Source organism: Afipia massiliensis (genome assembly GCF_014203115.1).
GTDB lineage: Bacteria > Pseudomonadota > Alphaproteobacteria > Rhizobiales > Xanthobacteraceae > Afipia > Afipia massiliensis.
The window spans coordinates 682,239-697,707 of sequence record NZ_JACHIJ010000001.1 but is presented as its reverse complement, the minus strand read 5'-3'; the positions used below and the strand labels follow the sequence as shown (position 1 = coordinate 697,707).

Genomic DNA, 15,469 nt, shown 5'->3' with positions numbered 1-15,469 from the left:
TGCCGTTCGAAGTCTGCATAACGGCAGCGGTGGCCAGTTTTTCACTTCTGGCTTTTGGGCAGGAAGAGCGCCTGAGCCTGAGCCGCCTGTTCGGCAATGAAGTCTGCCGTGACCCGGATGCGCGCGATGTTGCGCAGGTCGCTGTGCAGCAACAGCCAGAATGTCCTGATCAAACGAAAGCTCGGCAATACCCGAACGAGTTCCGGCTCCGTTTGCGCGATGAAGCACGGCAGCACGCAAAGGCCTGCGCCGGCGATGGTGGAATTCAGTTGCGCAATCAGGTTCGAACTCTTGATCGCAGGCCGCAGGTCGGGTGACACGAAATGCGCGTATTCCAGCTCCGGCGAAAAGATCAGGTCGTCGATGTACGAAATGAACCGGTGGGACGGCACGTCCGTGGCGGTTTCGATGGCAGGATGCATGGCGAGATACTCGCGCGATGCATAGAGCCCGAGTTCGTAGTCTGTGAGCTTGCGCGAGTGCAGCCGCCCTTCGCTCGGTTGCGTCAGGCTCACCGCAATGTCGGCCTCGCGGCGGGAGAGGTTGAATTCGCGCGGCATTGCGACGAGTTCGATGGTGAGATCGGGATGGCGGTCGCTGAGGTCGCCAAGACGCTGCGCCAGAAATTTAGTGCCAAAGCCGTCCGGCGTGCCGATCCGCACCGCGCCGTTGGCCTGAAGCTTCGAGTCGCCGATCGACTGCGCCGCCGAGGTCGCAAGTTGATCCATCTGTTCGGCCATCTCGAGCAGCCGTTCGCCGGCCTCAGTGAGAGACGACCCGCTGGTGCGCCGATCAAACAACTGGGAGCCCAGCGACGCTTCCAGCGCGGCAATCCGCCGGCTGAGCGTCGAATAATCGATCTTCAGGCGCTTGGCGGCCGCGGTCATGCTGCCGGTGCGTGTAATGGCCAGAAACGATCGAACGAGATTCCAGTCAAACTGGTCGGTCATCGCAGTTGCTCTCGATATTCGCCGGCGAAGCCTCTGCCGGTCCGCCTTGCGTAGTCCATCCGGTGCCCGCGGCCAAGTTTCATCTGGCGGCGGCGGGCATGGCGTGGCCCGTATTGACAGGCCTGCCTCCGCTCGCCTCTACTCCCGCCCGAACAGAATCCGCGCGCCAGGCGGCTGGAAAAGAAACGGGAGATACGCGATGAAGAGCTTCAGGGTCACCGAATTCAACGCTCCATTGACCGAAGTGGATATCGCGACCCCAAAGCCGGAGGGCACGCAGGTCCTGTTGAAGGTCAAGGCTGCCGGCGTCTGCCATAGCGACCTGCATATCTGGGAGGGCGGTTACGATCTCGGCCATGGCCGCAAGCTGTCGTTGAAGGATCGCGGCGTCTCGCTGCCGTTGACCATGGGACACGAGACGGTGGGCGAGGTCGTGGCGTTCGGGCCGGAGGCCAAAGGCGTTGCAGTCGGCGACGTCCGGCTGGTGTATCCGTGGCTCGGCTGCGGCAAGTGCGACACCTGCCTCGCCGGCGACGAGAACATGTGTATCGTCAAACCGAATTCGATCGGCGTCTATTGCGATGGCGGTTATGCCGATCACATCACGGTTCGCCATCCGCGCTATCTGCTCGATCTCAAGGGTCTCGATCCGGTCACGGCTGCGCCATATGCGTGCTCGGGCGTCACGACATACAGCGCGATCAAGAAACTCGAGACCGTTCTGGACCGACCCATTGTGATCTTCGGTGCGGGCGGGCTTGGACTAATGGCGTTGTCGCTTCTCAAAGCGATGGGCGGCAAAGGTGCCATCGTGGTCGACATCGATGCGAACAAGCGCAAGGCTGCCGAGGAGGCGGGCGCGCTGGCATCGGTTGACGGCGCCGCACCGGATGCCTTGCAGCAGATCATGTCGAAAGCGGGCGGACCGATTCTGGGCGTGATTGACCTCGTCGGCAATGCAGCGACCGCGGCACTGGGATTCGACTGCCTGAGCAAGGGCGGAAAGCTTGTCGTTGTCGGTCTGTTCGGCGGCGGCGCGCCATGGGCATTGCCGCTCATTCCGATCAAGGCGATTACGATTCAGGGAAGTTATGTCGGCAACCTGCGTGAGACGCAGGAGTTGATCGATCTCGTGCGCGAGAAGGGGATTGCGCCGATCCCGGTCACCACCCGGCCGCTCTCTCAAGCCGACGCATCGCTGAAGGATCTTCAGCAGGGCAAGCTGGTTGGTCGTGCGGTGCTGGTGCCCTGATGATGTGCGTTAAGAGCGGCGCTGCGGCGCCGCTCAACGCGTCAGGATATTGGTGTAAGCCCGGAGAACGGTGTTCAGTGCGATCGCTGCGAAAATCACAGTTCGCGCCATGAACAATCTCCGGGAAGCGGAATCTATTTCGCTTGCATACCGAGCGGCAGAACGACGAGTGAAATATCCGAGTTCTGCGGATCGGGACGAACCTCGAATCCGAGCCGCCGGCACATGTCCAGCATTCTGTTGTTTCGGCTCAGCACCTGGCCCCGGATAGCGCGGACGCCTTCCGCTTTGCCGTACTCGATAATCATTTTCATGAACAGCAAGCCGAGGCCGACGCCCTTGAGGTCGGACCGCACAAGCACGGCAAATTCCGAGCTGGCGAAGTCAGCATCGGTGTGAAGGCGCACCACGCCCAGCATCTTTCCGGTGGTTTCCTCGATGGCGACGAAGGCCATCGCGCGTGCGTAGTCGAGTTGCGTCAGGCGGGCGATGAACGGATGGGTCAATTCTTTCATCGCGGAGAAGAACCGCAGCCGGATGTCTTCCTGGCTGACGTGCGAAAAGAACTCCGGATAGAGATGCTCGTCCTCGGGCCTGACCGGGCGCACAAAGATGTGCTTGCCATCCTTGAGCGTTATGTGCCGTTCCCATTCCTTTGGATAGGGCCGGATCGCAAAGCGGTAATGGCCGGAGCCACGGATCGCATCGCTCAGCGGCGCGATTGACACCTGGGCATCCGCAGCGATCACGCCATCCTTGTCTGCGAGCAGGGGGTTGATGTCGAGCTCGCGAATCTCGGGCAAATCCGCTGCCATTTGCGCGATCTTCACCAGTAGCAGCGCGACAGCGCCTTCATCCGCCGCCGGGACGTCGCGGTAACTCTTCAGAATGCGTGAGACGCGGGTACGCGCAATCAGATCCCTTGCCAGATTGAGATCGAGCGGTGGAAGCGCAAGCGCCTTGTCGTTGATGACTTCCACAGCGGTGCCGCCGCGCCCGAACACCACGACGGGACCAAAGCTCGGATCGTCTGCAAGACCGGCGATCAGTTCGCGCGCACGTGGGCGCAGGATCATCGGATGGATGGTGACGCCATCGATACGGGCCTTGGGCCGCATCTTGGCGGCGCGTTGCAGGATTTCTTCGGTTGCGGCATGGACTGCGCGCTCGCTGGTCAGGTTCAGCCGCACGCCGCCGACGTCGGACTTGTTCAAAATGTCGGGTGAACTGATCTTGACGACGACGGTGTTGCCTGCGGCCAGGATCGCGGTTGCTGCGCGTGCGGCTTGATCGGGATCACGCGCCAGCGTGGCCGAGGCGATCGGGATCGCGTAGGCGGCGAACAGTTCGGTGATCTCGATCGGATTAAGCCAGCCGCGTTTATCCTTCAACGCGTTCTGGACGATTGCGCGCCCAGCCGCCACATCCGGTGCAAAGTCTTCCGGCAGGCTGGGCGGCGTCTGCATCGCAACGTCCAGACCTTCACGATAACGGACGATATGCATGAAGCCGCGCACAGCATCGGCTTCGCTGGAGAAGTGCGGGATGCCAGCTTCGCCGAAGACAGTACTGCTGGCGCCGCTATCGCCGACCCAGGCGGCGAACACCGGTTTACGGGAGTAGGTTTCGGCACGATACTTTTTAACTGCGGCGACCACGGCCTGCGCGGATTCAACCGGAGGCGCCAGTGTGTTCGGCGCATTCATGATCAGAACCGCGTTGTTGGCGGTGTCGCCCAGCACAAGTTCGCAGGCTTTCGCGTAACGCTCGCCGTCGGCGTCGCCGAGAATGTCGACAGGGTTGGCACCTGACCAACGCTCCGGCAGAACTTTGTCGAGGCCTTTCTTGACGTCTTCGGAAAGACCAGCGAGTTCTCCGCCAAGATCAATCAGGCGATCCACCGCGAGGACGCCAAGTCCGCCGCCGTTGGTGACGATCGCAAGCCGGTGGCCATGTGACGATTGCAGGTGGCCTAGCGTTTCCGCAGCGGAGAACAGTTCGTCGAGGTCGAGCACGCGCAGCAGTCCCGCCCGTCGGAACGCAGCATCGTAGACGGCGTCCGATCCAGCCAATGCGCCGGTATGGGTTGCTGCCGCGCGCGCGCCCTGGGTGTGACGACCGGACTTGATGACCACTACAGGTTTCACGCGCGCAGCGGCCCGCGCCGCCGACATGAACTTTCGCACATCGCTGATCGACTCGACGTAAAGCAGGATGGCACGGGTGTCGGAGTCGAGCGCGAAATAGTCGAGCAGGTCGGCGAAATCGACGTCGAGATTCTCACCCATCGAGACGATGGCGGAAAATCCGACGTTTCGGTTTGCGGCCCATTCGACCAGCGTGGTCGAGATCGCTCCGGATTGTGAAATCAGCGCAAGGTCGCCGTCCTGCGGCAGGCGCGACGCAAAACTGGCGTTCAACTTCATACGCGGCACCAGCACGCCCAGCGATGGGCCTATCAGGCGCAACCCTGTCGTTCGTGCGGTCTGTGCGATGGCTTCCGTATACGAGCCGGTGCCGAGACCCAGACCGGCGGAGAGCACCATCGCAGCCGGAAACCCGCGCGCGCCGGCTCTTTTCACGACCCCTGGAATGGCGGAGGGCGGTGTGGAGATGATCGTGAGGTCGGGCGTCCCCGGAATGTCCTTGATATCGCGGAGCGTCTTGATGCCTTCGATTTCGGCATACTTGCGGTTGACGATATGGATCGGTCCGCTGAAGCCTCCGCCGAGCAGGTTGCGGAGCGTTGAACCGCCAACGGAGGCATGCTTCGGGCTTCCGCCGATGAGCGCGATCGAGCGCGGCGCAAAAAGGTGGTCGAGGCGGTACGTGCTCATGAAAGGTCTCGGGCCATCGTCGTCACAGGCTATCGCAATTGTGCGGGAAATGCGTCGGAGGCGGTCCAAGGGCATCGGGTCGCATGCGATTCCCCGTATGCCGGCACTGTGCAACATGTTCCGGAACATGCTGCAGAGCAATAAAATTCACCACGCCGCCGTTTTCAACGAAAGCCGATTGGCATGAGGCCTGACATGCTTCTAGACTGAGCGGACTGCCTCAATGCGGAGCAGTAAAAGGCGTGTTCAGTGAAGTTGTTTGCCCGGGCAGGTCGCAATGACAGCTAACGAGAGCCACCTCGCCGAAAAGGGCCGGCTACGCCCGCCAAATCTCGGTTTGTTTCTTGCCGAGGGACGGGGCGTTTTCGAACTGAATGCGACATTGCTGATGGCGCCTGCGCTTCTGACAGCCCCGCGCGGTGACGGCCATCCGGTTTTGGTCTTGCCGGGCCTGCTGGCCAGCGATGTCTCCACCCTGATCCTGCGGCGCTATCTCGACCTGCTCGGATTCTCCACCCATCCGTGGGGCTTCGGACGGAACACCGGTGGCGTCTACAGCATGCGCGACAAGCTCGGCAAATTGCTGACCAGTGTTCACGCTGCGACCGGCCGCAAGGTCAGTCTCGTCGGCTGGAGTCTGGGAGGGATTTACGCCCGTGATCTGGCTTTGCGGATGCCGGACATGGTTCGTTATGTCGTGACGTTAGGCACCCCGTTTGCCGGCGATATCACCGCGACGAATGCCAAGCGCGTCTACGAAATGGTGTCGGGCGAGACCATCGAAGAGGCCGACATGAAAGACATTCAGTCGCTGGCTGGTGATCTGCCGGTGCCGACGTCGTCGCTCTTTACCCGTGCCGATGGGATCGTGAACTGGCGGACCTGCCTTGTCCGCGAAAACGATACGGCGGAAAACATCGAAATCTCGCTCGCGAGCCATATCGGAATTGGCGTCAATGCCGCGGCGCTGTGGGCTGTAGCCGATCGTCTTGCGCAACGGGAAGGCGAATTTCATCCGTTCGATCGCTCGGGGCCGTTTGCACTGGCCTATGCGCGTCCGGAGAAAGTCGGCGCATAAAAGAATACGGCCGAGCGAGAATCGCCGGAAAGGCGACAACGGCAAATCGGATCATGAAGCGCGAAACGCGGCAAGAACCCGCAAGCGTCATGGTCTCGTTGAAACGGGAGGGTTAGATGAGCCACGCCAAGAAGCTGTCCTCGATGGACGCGTCGTTTCTCTATCTCGAAACGCCCGAGATGCCGATGCATGTCGGAAGCATGGCGATCTTCAAGCTGAAGGATGGCTATCAGGGCAACTTCTTCGAAGACTTTAAGAAGATGATTGCGGGCCGGCTTCATGTAGCTCCCATCCTTAAGGCGCGGCTGGAGAAGGCGCCCCTCGACATCGACAATCCAAGCTGGGTCGAGGACGATCAGTTCAACATCAACCGTCACATATTCCGCGCGAGTCTTCCGGCACCCGCGGATCGAAAGACGCTTGAGGAGACCGTCGGTTGGATCCATGCCAAGCTTCTCAACAGGGCTCGCCCGCTTTGGGAGTTTTATGTTTTCGAGGGCATGAAGGACAACGAGGTCGGGCTTTACTCCAAGATGCACCATGCCTGCATCGACGGTGGCGCGGGTGCTGCACTGACCAATATGATCTATGACATCACGCCGGTGCCGCGCGAATTTCCAAAGGCCGTTCCGAATAAGCCAGCGAATGAACCGCGCGATATTGCAGCCAACATGCTCGATTCCTATACCCAGCTCTGGCGCCAGCCGTTGGACGCCACCAAGGCGAAAAGCTTCGATCTGCCGCGCACCGGCAAGAGCGATCTTGGCTCTGTGTTATTTGACAACGCGATGTTCCAGATCGAGAGCGGGATCAGGATGATTGGCGGTGTTCCCGAAACCGTCAAAAGTATCCGCGACATGGTGGCGAAGGTCTCCGATCCTAAGTCACGGGAAAGCCTTGCCAGCATGGTGTCACCCCCGACCATGCTGAACAAGTCGATCTCTTCGGAGCGAAGCTTCGCGGGCGTCTCGATCTCGCTGCCGGAAGCCAAGGCGATCGGGAAACAGGCCGGCGGAAAGCTCAACGACGTCGTGATGGCACTGTCGAGCGGCGTGCTGCGCCGGTATCTGCTCGAACACGGCGGGTTGCCGAGCCGCTCGCTGACAGCAGCAGTCCCGATCTCGCTGCGCGAGGAAGGCAACACCGACGCCAACAATCAGGTGTTCGGGATGATCTGCTCGCTGGCGACCAACATCGAGGACCCGAAGGAGCGCCTCGAGGCCATCATCGCGCAGTCGGCGAAATCAAAGGAAATGTCGCATCCGCTGCGCGCGCTGATGCCGTCGGTTTCCAACGTTGCGATGCTGGGTGCTCCGATGCTGATCCAGGTGCTGGCGCTGCTCTACAGCCGCTCCAACCTGTCCGATGTGCTTCCGCCGACGGCGAATGTAACGATCTCCAACGTGCCCGGTCCGCGGCAGACACTTTATGCGGTAGGCGCCGAGCTGTTGCATATCTTCCCGGTGTCGATCTCGACACATGGCCTTGCGTTGAACATCACGGTGCAGAGCTATCGCGATCAGCTCGATTTTGGTTTCATCGCCGGCGCGAACATCATTCCTCATGTCGAGGTGCTGGCGGATATGCTGCCCAAGGAATTCGAACTTCTAGCCGCGGCCTTTGCCGCGCCCGGCAATCGCGCAAGTGCCGCAAGCTGAACGTGGCACCTGCAATGATGGAAATGCCGCCGCTTCAGTATGCCCAGGTCAACGGCATACGCATGGGCTTCTACGAAGCCGGTCCGAAAACAGACACGCCGCCGCTGGTGTTGTGCCACGGCTGGCCTGAGATCGCGTTTTCGTGGCGGCACCAGATCAAGGCGCTGAGCGAAGCGGGCGTACGTGTTATCGCGCCGGACCAGCGCGGCTATGGCGCGACGGACCGTCCGGAGCCGGTCGAGGCCTATGACATCGAAAATCTGACGGGCGACCTCGTTGGATTGCTCGATCACCTGAAAATCGACAAGGCGATCTTCGTCGGTCACGATTGGGGAGGATTTATCGTCTGGCAGATGCCGCTGCGGCATCCGTCGCGCGTGGCCGGGGTCATTGGCGTTAATACGCCGCATACGCCGCGCACCCCGAGCGATCCGATCGGGCTGCTCCGCAAGCGGTACGGTGATCACCTCTACATCGCGCAGTTCCAGGACCCTGAACGCCGTGCCGACAAGATATTCGACAGCCGTGTCGAACAAGCCTTCGATTTCTTCATGCGCAAGCCGATGCCGCAGAAGAAAGCACTGGAAGCCGGCGAGGGGCCGCCTGCGGCTGGTCTCGGTGCGTCGCCAAAGCTAAACATGGCGTTCCCGCAGATGGTCGCGGGTTACGACGGTAAGCTCGATCCGCGCGAGAAAATCCTGACGCCTGAGGAAATGCAAGTGTTCGTGGATGCGTTCAAGGTCTCGGGGTTCACCGGCGGGATCAACTGGTACCGCAACATGACCCGTAACTGGGAACGTTCGGCGCATATCGACCACACCGTGCGCGTGCCCTCGCTCATGATCATGGCGGAGAACGATGCGGTGCTTCCGCCGTCGTCATGCGACGGGATGGAGAATATTGTTCCGGATCTCGAAAAACACCTGGTCAAGGACAGCGGGCACTGGACCCAGCAGGAGCAGCCCGACGAGGTCAGCGCCAAAATCCTTGAATGGCGCAGGCGGCGTTTCGGGTAACGCCGGGAGGCTGCAGCCAAAACCTTTGCACTATAAGTTCTTTGCAAAAGAAGCGCCGGAACAGTAGCTTGGGCGAAAAGCTCCGGGCCAACCGGGCATCAGAGTCACGTGGGCAGGAGATACCCGAGCGATGTCGTCCCAGAACAAGTTGAATCCGATTCCGCATCCGCCGAAGAAGCCGGTCGTCGGCAACATGCTGTCGCTGGATTCGACCGCGCCGGTGCAGGATCTGGTGCGCAAGACCAAGGAGCTGGGACCGATCTTTTGGCTCGACATGATGGGCCAGCCGCTGGTGATCGTCTCGGGATTTGAACTCGTCAACGAACTGAGTGACGAGAAGCGTTTTGACAAGGCGGTGCGCGGTGCGCTGCGTCGCGTTCGCTCGATCGGCGGCGACGGACTGTTCACTGCCGACACGACCGAGCCAAACTGGAACAAGGCGCACAATATCCTGCTTTCGCCGTTCGGCGGTCGGGCGATGCAGTCATATCACCCGATGATGGTCGATATCGCCGAACAGCTCGTCAAGAAATGGGAGCGGCTCAACGCCGACGACGAAATCGATGTCGTCCATGACATGACCGCGCTGACGCTCGATACCATCGGGCTGTGCGGCTTCGACTATCGCTTCAATTCATTCTATCGCGAGGACTATCATCCGTTCGTGGGTGCGCTGGTGCGCTCGCTCGAAACCATCATGATGACTCGCGGCATCCCGCTTGAGGGATTGTTCATGCGCGCGCGCCGAGCCGACATGGCGGCGGACGTCGCGTTCATGAACAACATGGTCGATGAGATCGTCGCCGAGCGGCGCAAGAATGCCGACGATGCGGCGGCCAAGAAAGACATGCTCAACGCGATGATGACCGGCATCGATAAGGTGACCGGAGAGCAGCTCGACGACGTCAACATCCGCTACCAGATCAACACTTTCCTGATCGCGGGCCACGAGACCACGAGCGGCCTGTTGTCTTGCGCCATCTACGCAATGCTCAAGCACCCGGAGGTGCTCAAGAAAGCTTATGAGGAAGTCGATCGGGTTCTGGGTCCCGATGTCGACGCCAAGCCAACCTTCCAGCAGGTGACGCAGCTTCACTACATTTCGCAGATCCTGAAAGAATCCCTGCGGATGTGGCCGCCTGCGCCAGCTTATGGCGTGTCACCGCTCAAGGATGAGACGATCGGCGGCAAGTACAAGCTGCGGAAAGGCACCTTCGTTACGGTTCTGGTGATGGCGTTGCATCGTGATCCGTCGGTGTGGGGTCCGAACCCGGATGTCTTCGATCCGGAAAACTTCAGCCGAGAGGCGGAGACCAAGCGGCCCGCCAACGCATGGAAACCGTTCGGTAACGGCCAGCGAGCCTGCATCGGCCGCGGCTTTGCGATGCATGAGGCGGCGCTGGCGCTCGGCATGATCCTGCAGCGATTCAAGCTGCTCGACCACACGCGCTATCAGATGCATCTGAAGGAAACGCTGACGATCAAGCCCGACGGCTTCAAGATCAAGGTGCGTGCGCGCTCCGACAAGGACCGGACCATCGTTGCCAATCGTCCGGGCGCCGCCGCCGTTGCCAGCAGCGCGGGCGCGGCTGCGCCGGCGCGCGTACGTCCTGGTCACAACACGCCGCTGCTTATTCTCTACGGCTCGAATCTCGGCACGGCCGAGGATCTCGCGCATCGTGTCGCGGATCTGGCGGAGGTCAATGGCTTCGCGACCAAGCTCGCGCCGCTCGATGAATATGTCGGAAACTTGAGCGATCAGGGCGGCGTCATAATTTTCTGTGCGTCCTACAACGGTGCGCCGCCGGATAACGCCACCCAGTTCGTCAAATGGCTGAGCAGCGATCTGCCCAAGGACGCCTTCAAGGGTGTCCGCTACGCCGTCTTCGGTTGCGGTAACAGTGACTGGCTTGCAACCTATCAGTCGATTCCCCGCATGATCGATGAGCGGCTTGCAGCGCACGGCGGGACGCCAGCCGTGACACGCGGCGAGGGCGACGCCCGCGACGATCTCGATGGACAGTTCGAGAAGTGGTTCAAGTCTGTGCGCGAAATCGCAGTAAAGGAATTCGCAATCGACACTGGATTCACGCGCGAAGCCAATGACGAGCCGCTCTACAAGATCGAGCCGGTGGCACATAGCGCAGTCAATACGGTCGCAGTGTCCGGCGGCGCGGTCCCGGTGAAGCTGCTGATCAACGACGAGTTGCAGAACAAGTCTGGCGCCAATCCGTCCACGCGCTCGACGCGGCATATCGAAGTCGAGTTGCCGGAAAATGTCACCTATCGCGTTGGTGACCATCTCAGCGTCATTCCGCGCAACGATCCGGTTCTGGTGGACGCAGTGGCGCGGCGGTTCGGTTTCCTTCCCGCCGATCAGGTGCGGCTGCATGTTGCTACCGGCCGCCGGGCGCAATTGCCTGTCGACAACGCGGTATCGGTCGGTCGATTGCTGACCGAGTTCGTAGAGTTGCAGCAGGTCGCGACCCGCAAGCAAATCCAGATCATGTCGGAGCATACACGCTGCCCGATGACCAAGCCGAAGCTGGAGGCGCTGATCGGCGACGATCCTGCCTCAACCGAGCTCTACCGTTCGGAAATTCTTGCCAAGCGCAGGTCAGTGTACAGTTTGCTTGAGGAATATCCAGCGTGCGAGTTGCCGTTCCATACCTATCTGGAAATGCTCTCGCTGCTGTCGCCGCGCTACTACTCGATCTCCTCGTCGCCTGCGGTGGCGGGAGCTTCGAAATGCAGTGTGACTGTCGGCGTGGTTGATGCGCCGGCGAGTTCGGGGCGCGGCATCTACAAGGGCGTCTGCTCGAATTATCTCTCAAGCCGCCGCGCGGGCGATGTGGTTTATGCCATCGTTCGCGAAACCAAGGCTGGTTTCCGTCTTCCAGAGAATCCGTCGACGCCGATCATCATGGTCGGTCCTGGTACGGGACTCGCGCCGTTCCGCGGATTTTTGCAGGAACGCGCGGCGATGAAGGCCAAGGGCAAGTCGTTCGGCGCTTCGATGCTGTTCTTCGGCTGCCGTCATCCGGAGCAGGATTTTCTGTATGCCGATGAGCTCAAGGGTTTTACCGATCAGGGCATCACCGATCTGCACGTTGCGTTCTCGCGGGCAGATACACCGAAGAGCTACGTGCAGGATCTGATCGCGGCCCAGAAGGACAAGGTCTGGAAACTGATCGAAGCCGGCGCGATCATTTACGTCTGCGGTGACGGCGGCAAGATGGAGCCGGACGTCAAGCGCGTGCTGACGACGATCTACCGCGAGCGGTCCGGTGCCGACGAGGCTGCGGCGCTGCGCTGGATTGACAGCATGGGAACTCAGAACCGTTACGTGCTCGACGTCTGGGCGGGAAGTTAGGGCGCTGTTTGTGCACTAAGCCGCACGTCATTGCCGGGCTTGACCCGGCAATCCATCCTCTCTTCAGAAGATGGATACGCGGGTCAAGCTCGCGTATGACAGTCAACGCAACGTGAGCTATCCGCGCTTCGTCGCTCCATGCGCGTGTTCGGCGATGGCGCCGATGATGGTCGGCCACATCGGGATCGGCAGCGCGTGTCCCATGCCCTCGATCAGCAGAAGTTTTGCGCCGGGGATCGATGCGGCGGTATCCTTGCCCGCTTCCATCTTCACCAGCGGATCAATGGTGCCGTGAATCACCAGCGTTGGCGCCTTGACCGATCTCAGCCGGTCCTTGCGATTGCCAGAGGCGAGGATCGCGCGCAGTTGCCGTCCAACCCCTGCGGGATTGAGGCCGCGTGCGTAGGTTCGCTCGGCGCGCTCGAGGTCCTTCGCTTCGTCGAGTGGAAAGCTCGCGCCGCGCAAAACCTTCCAGGTCTGGCCGAAGCGCGTGAGATATTCTTCCTTGGTGGTCGGCGGCGGCGCGAGCAGAATGGCGGATGCTTCGCGGGTTGGTTGCGGCAATCTCGGATTGCCGGTTGTTGACATGATCGAGGTCAGCGACAAGACCCTGTCCGGGTACTGCATCGCGATTTCCTGCGCGATCATGCCGCCCATCGACGCGCCGACGATATGCGCTTTCCGGATGCCCAACGCGTCGAGCAGACCGACGACGTCACTGGCCATGTCCCATAGTTTGTAGGGAGCTTCCGGCGCGATCTTGAAGATCCGGAGTTTGAGCAACTCCATCGGACGCAGCGGCTTGCCGCCGGACATCTTGGTCGACTGGCCGATATCACGGTTGTCGAAGCGGATGACGCGGAAGCCGCGGCCCGCCAGGTCCCGGCAGAAGTCGTCGTCCCAATGGATCATCTGGGCGCCGAGGCCCATGATCAGAACCAGCGGTTCCGCGTCAGACGCGCCGAAGATTTCGTAGCAAAGCTCGATTCCGTTGGCCTTTGCCATTTGCGGCGGCTGATGTGCGTTCACGGCGGCATCCCTCGAAATGAATAAAGTTAATACCCTATGGCACGCTTTTGGGCCTTGCAGAAGGCGGGCGCGACGTCTTGCCCGTTTATGTTGACCCCGGTCCCGCAACGGTATGGAATGGCAAAAAAGCCGGTTCAACGGCCACTCGTTAACGCTTCCGGAGGGGCGCCAGTATGTCCGACAAACCGACCGATCCGGTGCAGGTGTGGCACACCATGCTTGCCGAGATGGAGAAGGGTTTCAACGCCATGGCCAATCAGGTCATGGGGTCGGAGCAATTCAGTAAGGTCACGCACCAACTCACTGGCGCTTCGGTCGGCGCGCAGAAAACCGTCGGCGATCTGATGGAGCGCTATCTGGTCAGCATGAATCTACCCAGTCGCGCGCAGATGGTCAGCATGGGCGAACGGCTGCAATCGATCGAAAGCCAATTGAACGAGATCAGGGCGCTGCTGAACCGCGTTCACGCCGACGTCGCGTCGCAGGGGAACGGCATCGCCCCGCCACGACCGCCGCGCACGAAGCAGCCGCCGTCCGCGTCCGGAGGAGGCACGCCATGAACGTACAAGCAAGCGCGAGCGCGGTGCCGGATATCGCGCAGGTCGGTGAACGCATCCAGAGCGAGGTTCAGCGCGCGATTCAGCGCAGCATCAAGGGCGTGGAGTATTTCGCGTCGTCCGGTCCCGCGCTTGGATCGACGCCGAAGGATATCATCCATTCCAAAGGCACGATGAATCTCTATCACTATCGGCCGTTGGCGGATGAAATCTATCGCATCCCGATTCTGATCGTGATGGCGACGACCAATCGCGGCTACATCCTCGACATGGTGCCGGGCCAGAGCTTCATCGAATTCCTGCTCAAGAAGGGATTCGATGTCTACATGCTCGACTGGAGTGCGCCGCGGCCTGAGGAAAAATCGCTGCGCATGGAGGACTATGTCCTCGGTTTCATTCCGGATTGCATTCGTCGCGTTCAGGAGGATTCCGGCGAGACCGACGTCAATGTGATCGGCTATTGTTTCGGCGGCGTGCTGTCGTTGCTGTACGGATCGATTTTCCATGACGGTCCGATGAAGAATCTGGTCTGCTTCACGACGCCAATCGACTTCCGTCAGATGAAGCTGTTCCAGAATTTTTCCGACCGGCGCTATTTCAACGTGGATCAATTGGTCGACAGTGTCGGCAATGTCCCGCCCGAAATGATCCTGTCGTCATTTGAAATGCTGCGGCCAGCGTCGCGCGCCGTGGGGCAGATCCAGCTCTGGGAAAACATCTGGAACGATGAGTTCGTAAAATCCTACCGGATGTTCGACCGCTGGGCACAGGATACGCTGCCGCTCGCCGGCGAATATTTCCGGACCACAACAAAAGATCTGATGTGGGACAACAAGCTCTACAACGGCACGATGACTGTCGGTGGGCGCGCTGCGGATCTTTCCAAGATCACGGTGCCGGTGCTGCATGCGGTTGCCGAACACGATCACATTGTACCCTATGAGGCTGCGAAGCATCTGATCGAGAAGATCGGATCGACCGACAAGACCGAGGTTATCCTCAAGGGCGGCCATGTCAGCCTCGTCGCCGGCGCGAACGCCATCAAGCGTCTCTGGCCCAAACTCGATTCCTGGTTAAGTGAGCGATCAACATGAACAGCACCGAAGTCCGTTCCTATCCGCGCCGCGTTATGACCGAAGGCGGTGAAATCGAATTTCGCCATATGACTGCGGCGGACGAGGCGGCGGTCCTCGCTTTCGCGCAAAAGCTGCCGGTCCATGATCTGCTGTTCATTCCGCGCAACATCAGCGAGCCCAAGGTGCTCTCCGCCTGGATCAAGGAGATCGAGCGCGGCGGCATGACCAGCCTGCTGGCGGTGAAGGGCAGTGCGGTGGTGGGCTGCGGCACCATCGTGCGGGACCTTCTGTCGTGGTCGCCGCATGTCGGTGAAATCCGCATGGTGGTGTCCAAGGACGTTCGCGGCCTTGGCGTGGGCCGCGCGTTGTCGCAGGAAACCTTCGCGCTGGCGTTGGGATCAGGGCTGGAGAAGATCGTGGCCCAGATGACGGTCGATCAGACCGGGGCGATTGCCCTGTTCGAAAGCCTTGGCTTCAAGGCAGAGGCCCTGTTGCACGATCAGGTGAGGGATCTGGCTGGAAAGACTCACGATATCGTGGTCCTCGGCCACAATGTCTCCAAGGTTCGCGCCCAGCTCGAAGCCTACGGTGTAACCGAGGCTGTTGGCTAAGTCATTAAATTAGCTAAAGTTTATCTTAGTCA

General features: G+C 60.5%; 11 protein-coding genes. 8 read left to right on the top strand and 3 right to left on the bottom strand.

Translation table 11 applies throughout. The annotated features are described in order from the left end of the window. Positions 1-41 precede the first annotated feature (41 nt). Positions 42-950, bottom strand: a complete 909-nt coding sequence (locus tag HNQ36_RS03230) for a LysR family transcriptional regulator (RefSeq protein ID WP_184082488.1) — start codon at positions 948-950, stop codon at positions 42-44. 199 nt (positions 951-1,149) lie between these two features. Here HNQ36_RS03230 and HNQ36_RS03225 point away from each other — a divergent pair, with 199 nt between their 5' ends. Further along, the gene (locus HNQ36_RS03225) at positions 1,150-2,202 is read left to right on the top strand and encodes an alcohol dehydrogenase (protein ID WP_184082487.1); all 1,053 of its coding nucleotides are present in this window, start codon (positions 1,150-1,152) and stop codon (positions 2,200-2,202) included. A gap of 134 nt (positions 2,203-2,336) precedes the next feature. On the opposite strand, the gene HNQ36_RS03220 is transcribed toward HNQ36_RS03225, so the two are convergent. Then, the gene (locus HNQ36_RS03220) at positions 2,337-5,039 is read right to left on the bottom strand and encodes a bifunctional acetate--CoA ligase family protein/GNAT family N-acetyltransferase (protein WP_184082486.1); all 2,703 of its coding nucleotides are present in this window, start codon (positions 5,037-5,039) and stop codon (positions 2,337-2,339) included. Between the two features lie 277 nt (positions 5,040-5,316). Between HNQ36_RS03220 and HNQ36_RS03215 the strand changes: the two genes are divergently transcribed. From HNQ36_RS03215 to HNQ36_RS03200, 4 genes are all read left to right on the top strand, one after another. After that, a complete protein-coding gene (locus HNQ36_RS03215; RefSeq protein WP_184082485.1) occupies positions 5,317-6,117 on the top strand; it encodes an esterase/lipase family protein in 801 nt (266 codons plus the stop codon). A 116-nt stretch (positions 6,118-6,233) separates the two neighbouring features. Then, complete coding sequence (locus tag HNQ36_RS03210) at positions 6,234-7,775, top strand: WS/DGAT/MGAT family O-acyltransferase (RefSeq protein WP_184082484.1); 1,542 nt, start codon at positions 6,234-6,236, stop codon at positions 7,773-7,775. Positions 7,776-7,789: 14 nt separating this feature from the next. Further along, positions 7,790-8,791, top strand: coding sequence for an alpha/beta fold hydrolase (locus tag HNQ36_RS03205; RefSeq protein WP_184082777.1), 1,002 nt, complete (start codon positions 7,790-7,792; stop codon positions 8,789-8,791). Positions 8,792-8,921: 130 nt separating this feature from the next. Beyond that, the gene (locus tag HNQ36_RS03200; RefSeq protein ID WP_184082483.1) at positions 8,922-12,164 is read left to right on the top strand and encodes a bifunctional cytochrome P450/NADPH--P450 reductase; all 3,243 of its coding nucleotides are present in this window, start codon (positions 8,922-8,924) and stop codon (positions 12,162-12,164) included. Between the two features lie 117 nt (positions 12,165-12,281). On the opposite strand, the gene HNQ36_RS03195 is transcribed toward HNQ36_RS03200, so the two are convergent. Next, positions 12,282-13,193, bottom strand: coding sequence for an alpha/beta fold hydrolase (locus HNQ36_RS03195; protein ID WP_347339938.1), 912 nt, complete (start codon positions 13,191-13,193; stop codon positions 12,282-12,284). 173 nt (positions 13,194-13,366) lie between these two features. Here HNQ36_RS03195 and HNQ36_RS03190 point away from each other — a divergent pair, with 173 nt between their 5' ends. The 3 genes from HNQ36_RS03190 to HNQ36_RS03180 are packed head-to-tail and all read left to right on the top strand — an operon-like array spanning position 13,367 to position 15,437. Beyond that, positions 13,367-13,753, top strand: coding sequence for a hypothetical protein (locus HNQ36_RS03190; protein WP_184082482.1), 387 nt, complete (start codon positions 13,367-13,369; stop codon positions 13,751-13,753). After that, on the top strand, positions 13,750-14,844 hold the full coding sequence (locus HNQ36_RS03185) for a PHA/PHB synthase family protein (RefSeq protein ID WP_184082481.1): 1,095 nt from the start codon (positions 13,750-13,752) through the stop codon (positions 14,842-14,844). Before HNQ36_RS03190 ends, HNQ36_RS03185 begins: the two co-directional genes overlap by 4 nt. Next, positions 14,841-15,437, top strand: coding sequence for a GNAT family N-acetyltransferase (locus HNQ36_RS03180; RefSeq protein ID WP_184082480.1), 597 nt, complete (start codon positions 14,841-14,843; stop codon positions 15,435-15,437). Before HNQ36_RS03185 ends, HNQ36_RS03180 begins: the two co-directional genes overlap by 4 nt. Positions 15,438-15,469: the final 32 nt, after the last annotated feature.

What these genes read in the sequence shown, in the direction of transcription:
- HNQ36_RS03230 (WP_184082488.1), bottom strand. Translation starts at nt 950, where the DNA reads ATGACCGACCAGTTTGACTGGAATCTCGTTCGATCGTTTCTGGCCATT.
- HNQ36_RS03225 (WP_184082487.1), top strand. Translation starts at nt 1,150, where the DNA reads ATGAAGAGCTTCAGGGTCACCGAATTCAACGCTCCATTGACCGAAGTG.
- HNQ36_RS03220 (WP_184082486.1), bottom strand. Translation starts at nt 5,039, where the DNA reads ATGAGCACGTACCGCCTCGACCACCTTTTTGCGCCGCGCTCGATCGCG.
- HNQ36_RS03215 (WP_184082485.1), top strand. Translation starts at nt 5,317, where the DNA reads ATGACAGCTAACGAGAGCCACCTCGCCGAAAAGGGCCGGCTACGCCCG.
- HNQ36_RS03210 (WP_184082484.1), top strand. Translation starts at nt 6,234, where the DNA reads ATGAGCCACGCCAAGAAGCTGTCCTCGATGGACGCGTCGTTTCTCTAT.
- HNQ36_RS03205 (WP_184082777.1), top strand. Translation starts at nt 7,790, where the DNA reads ATGATGGAAATGCCGCCGCTTCAGTATGCCCAGGTCAACGGCATACGC.
- HNQ36_RS03200 (WP_184082483.1), top strand. Translation starts at nt 8,922, where the DNA reads ATGTCGTCCCAGAACAAGTTGAATCCGATTCCGCATCCGCCGAAGAAG.
- HNQ36_RS03190 (WP_184082482.1), top strand. Translation starts at nt 13,367, where the DNA reads ATGTCCGACAAACCGACCGATCCGGTGCAGGTGTGGCACACCATGCTT.
- HNQ36_RS03185 (WP_184082481.1), top strand. Translation starts at nt 13,750, where the DNA reads ATGAACGTACAAGCAAGCGCGAGCGCGGTGCCGGATATCGCGCAGGTC.
- HNQ36_RS03180 (WP_184082480.1), top strand. Translation starts at nt 14,841, where the DNA reads ATGAACAGCACCGAAGTCCGTTCCTATCCGCGCCGCGTTATGACCGAA.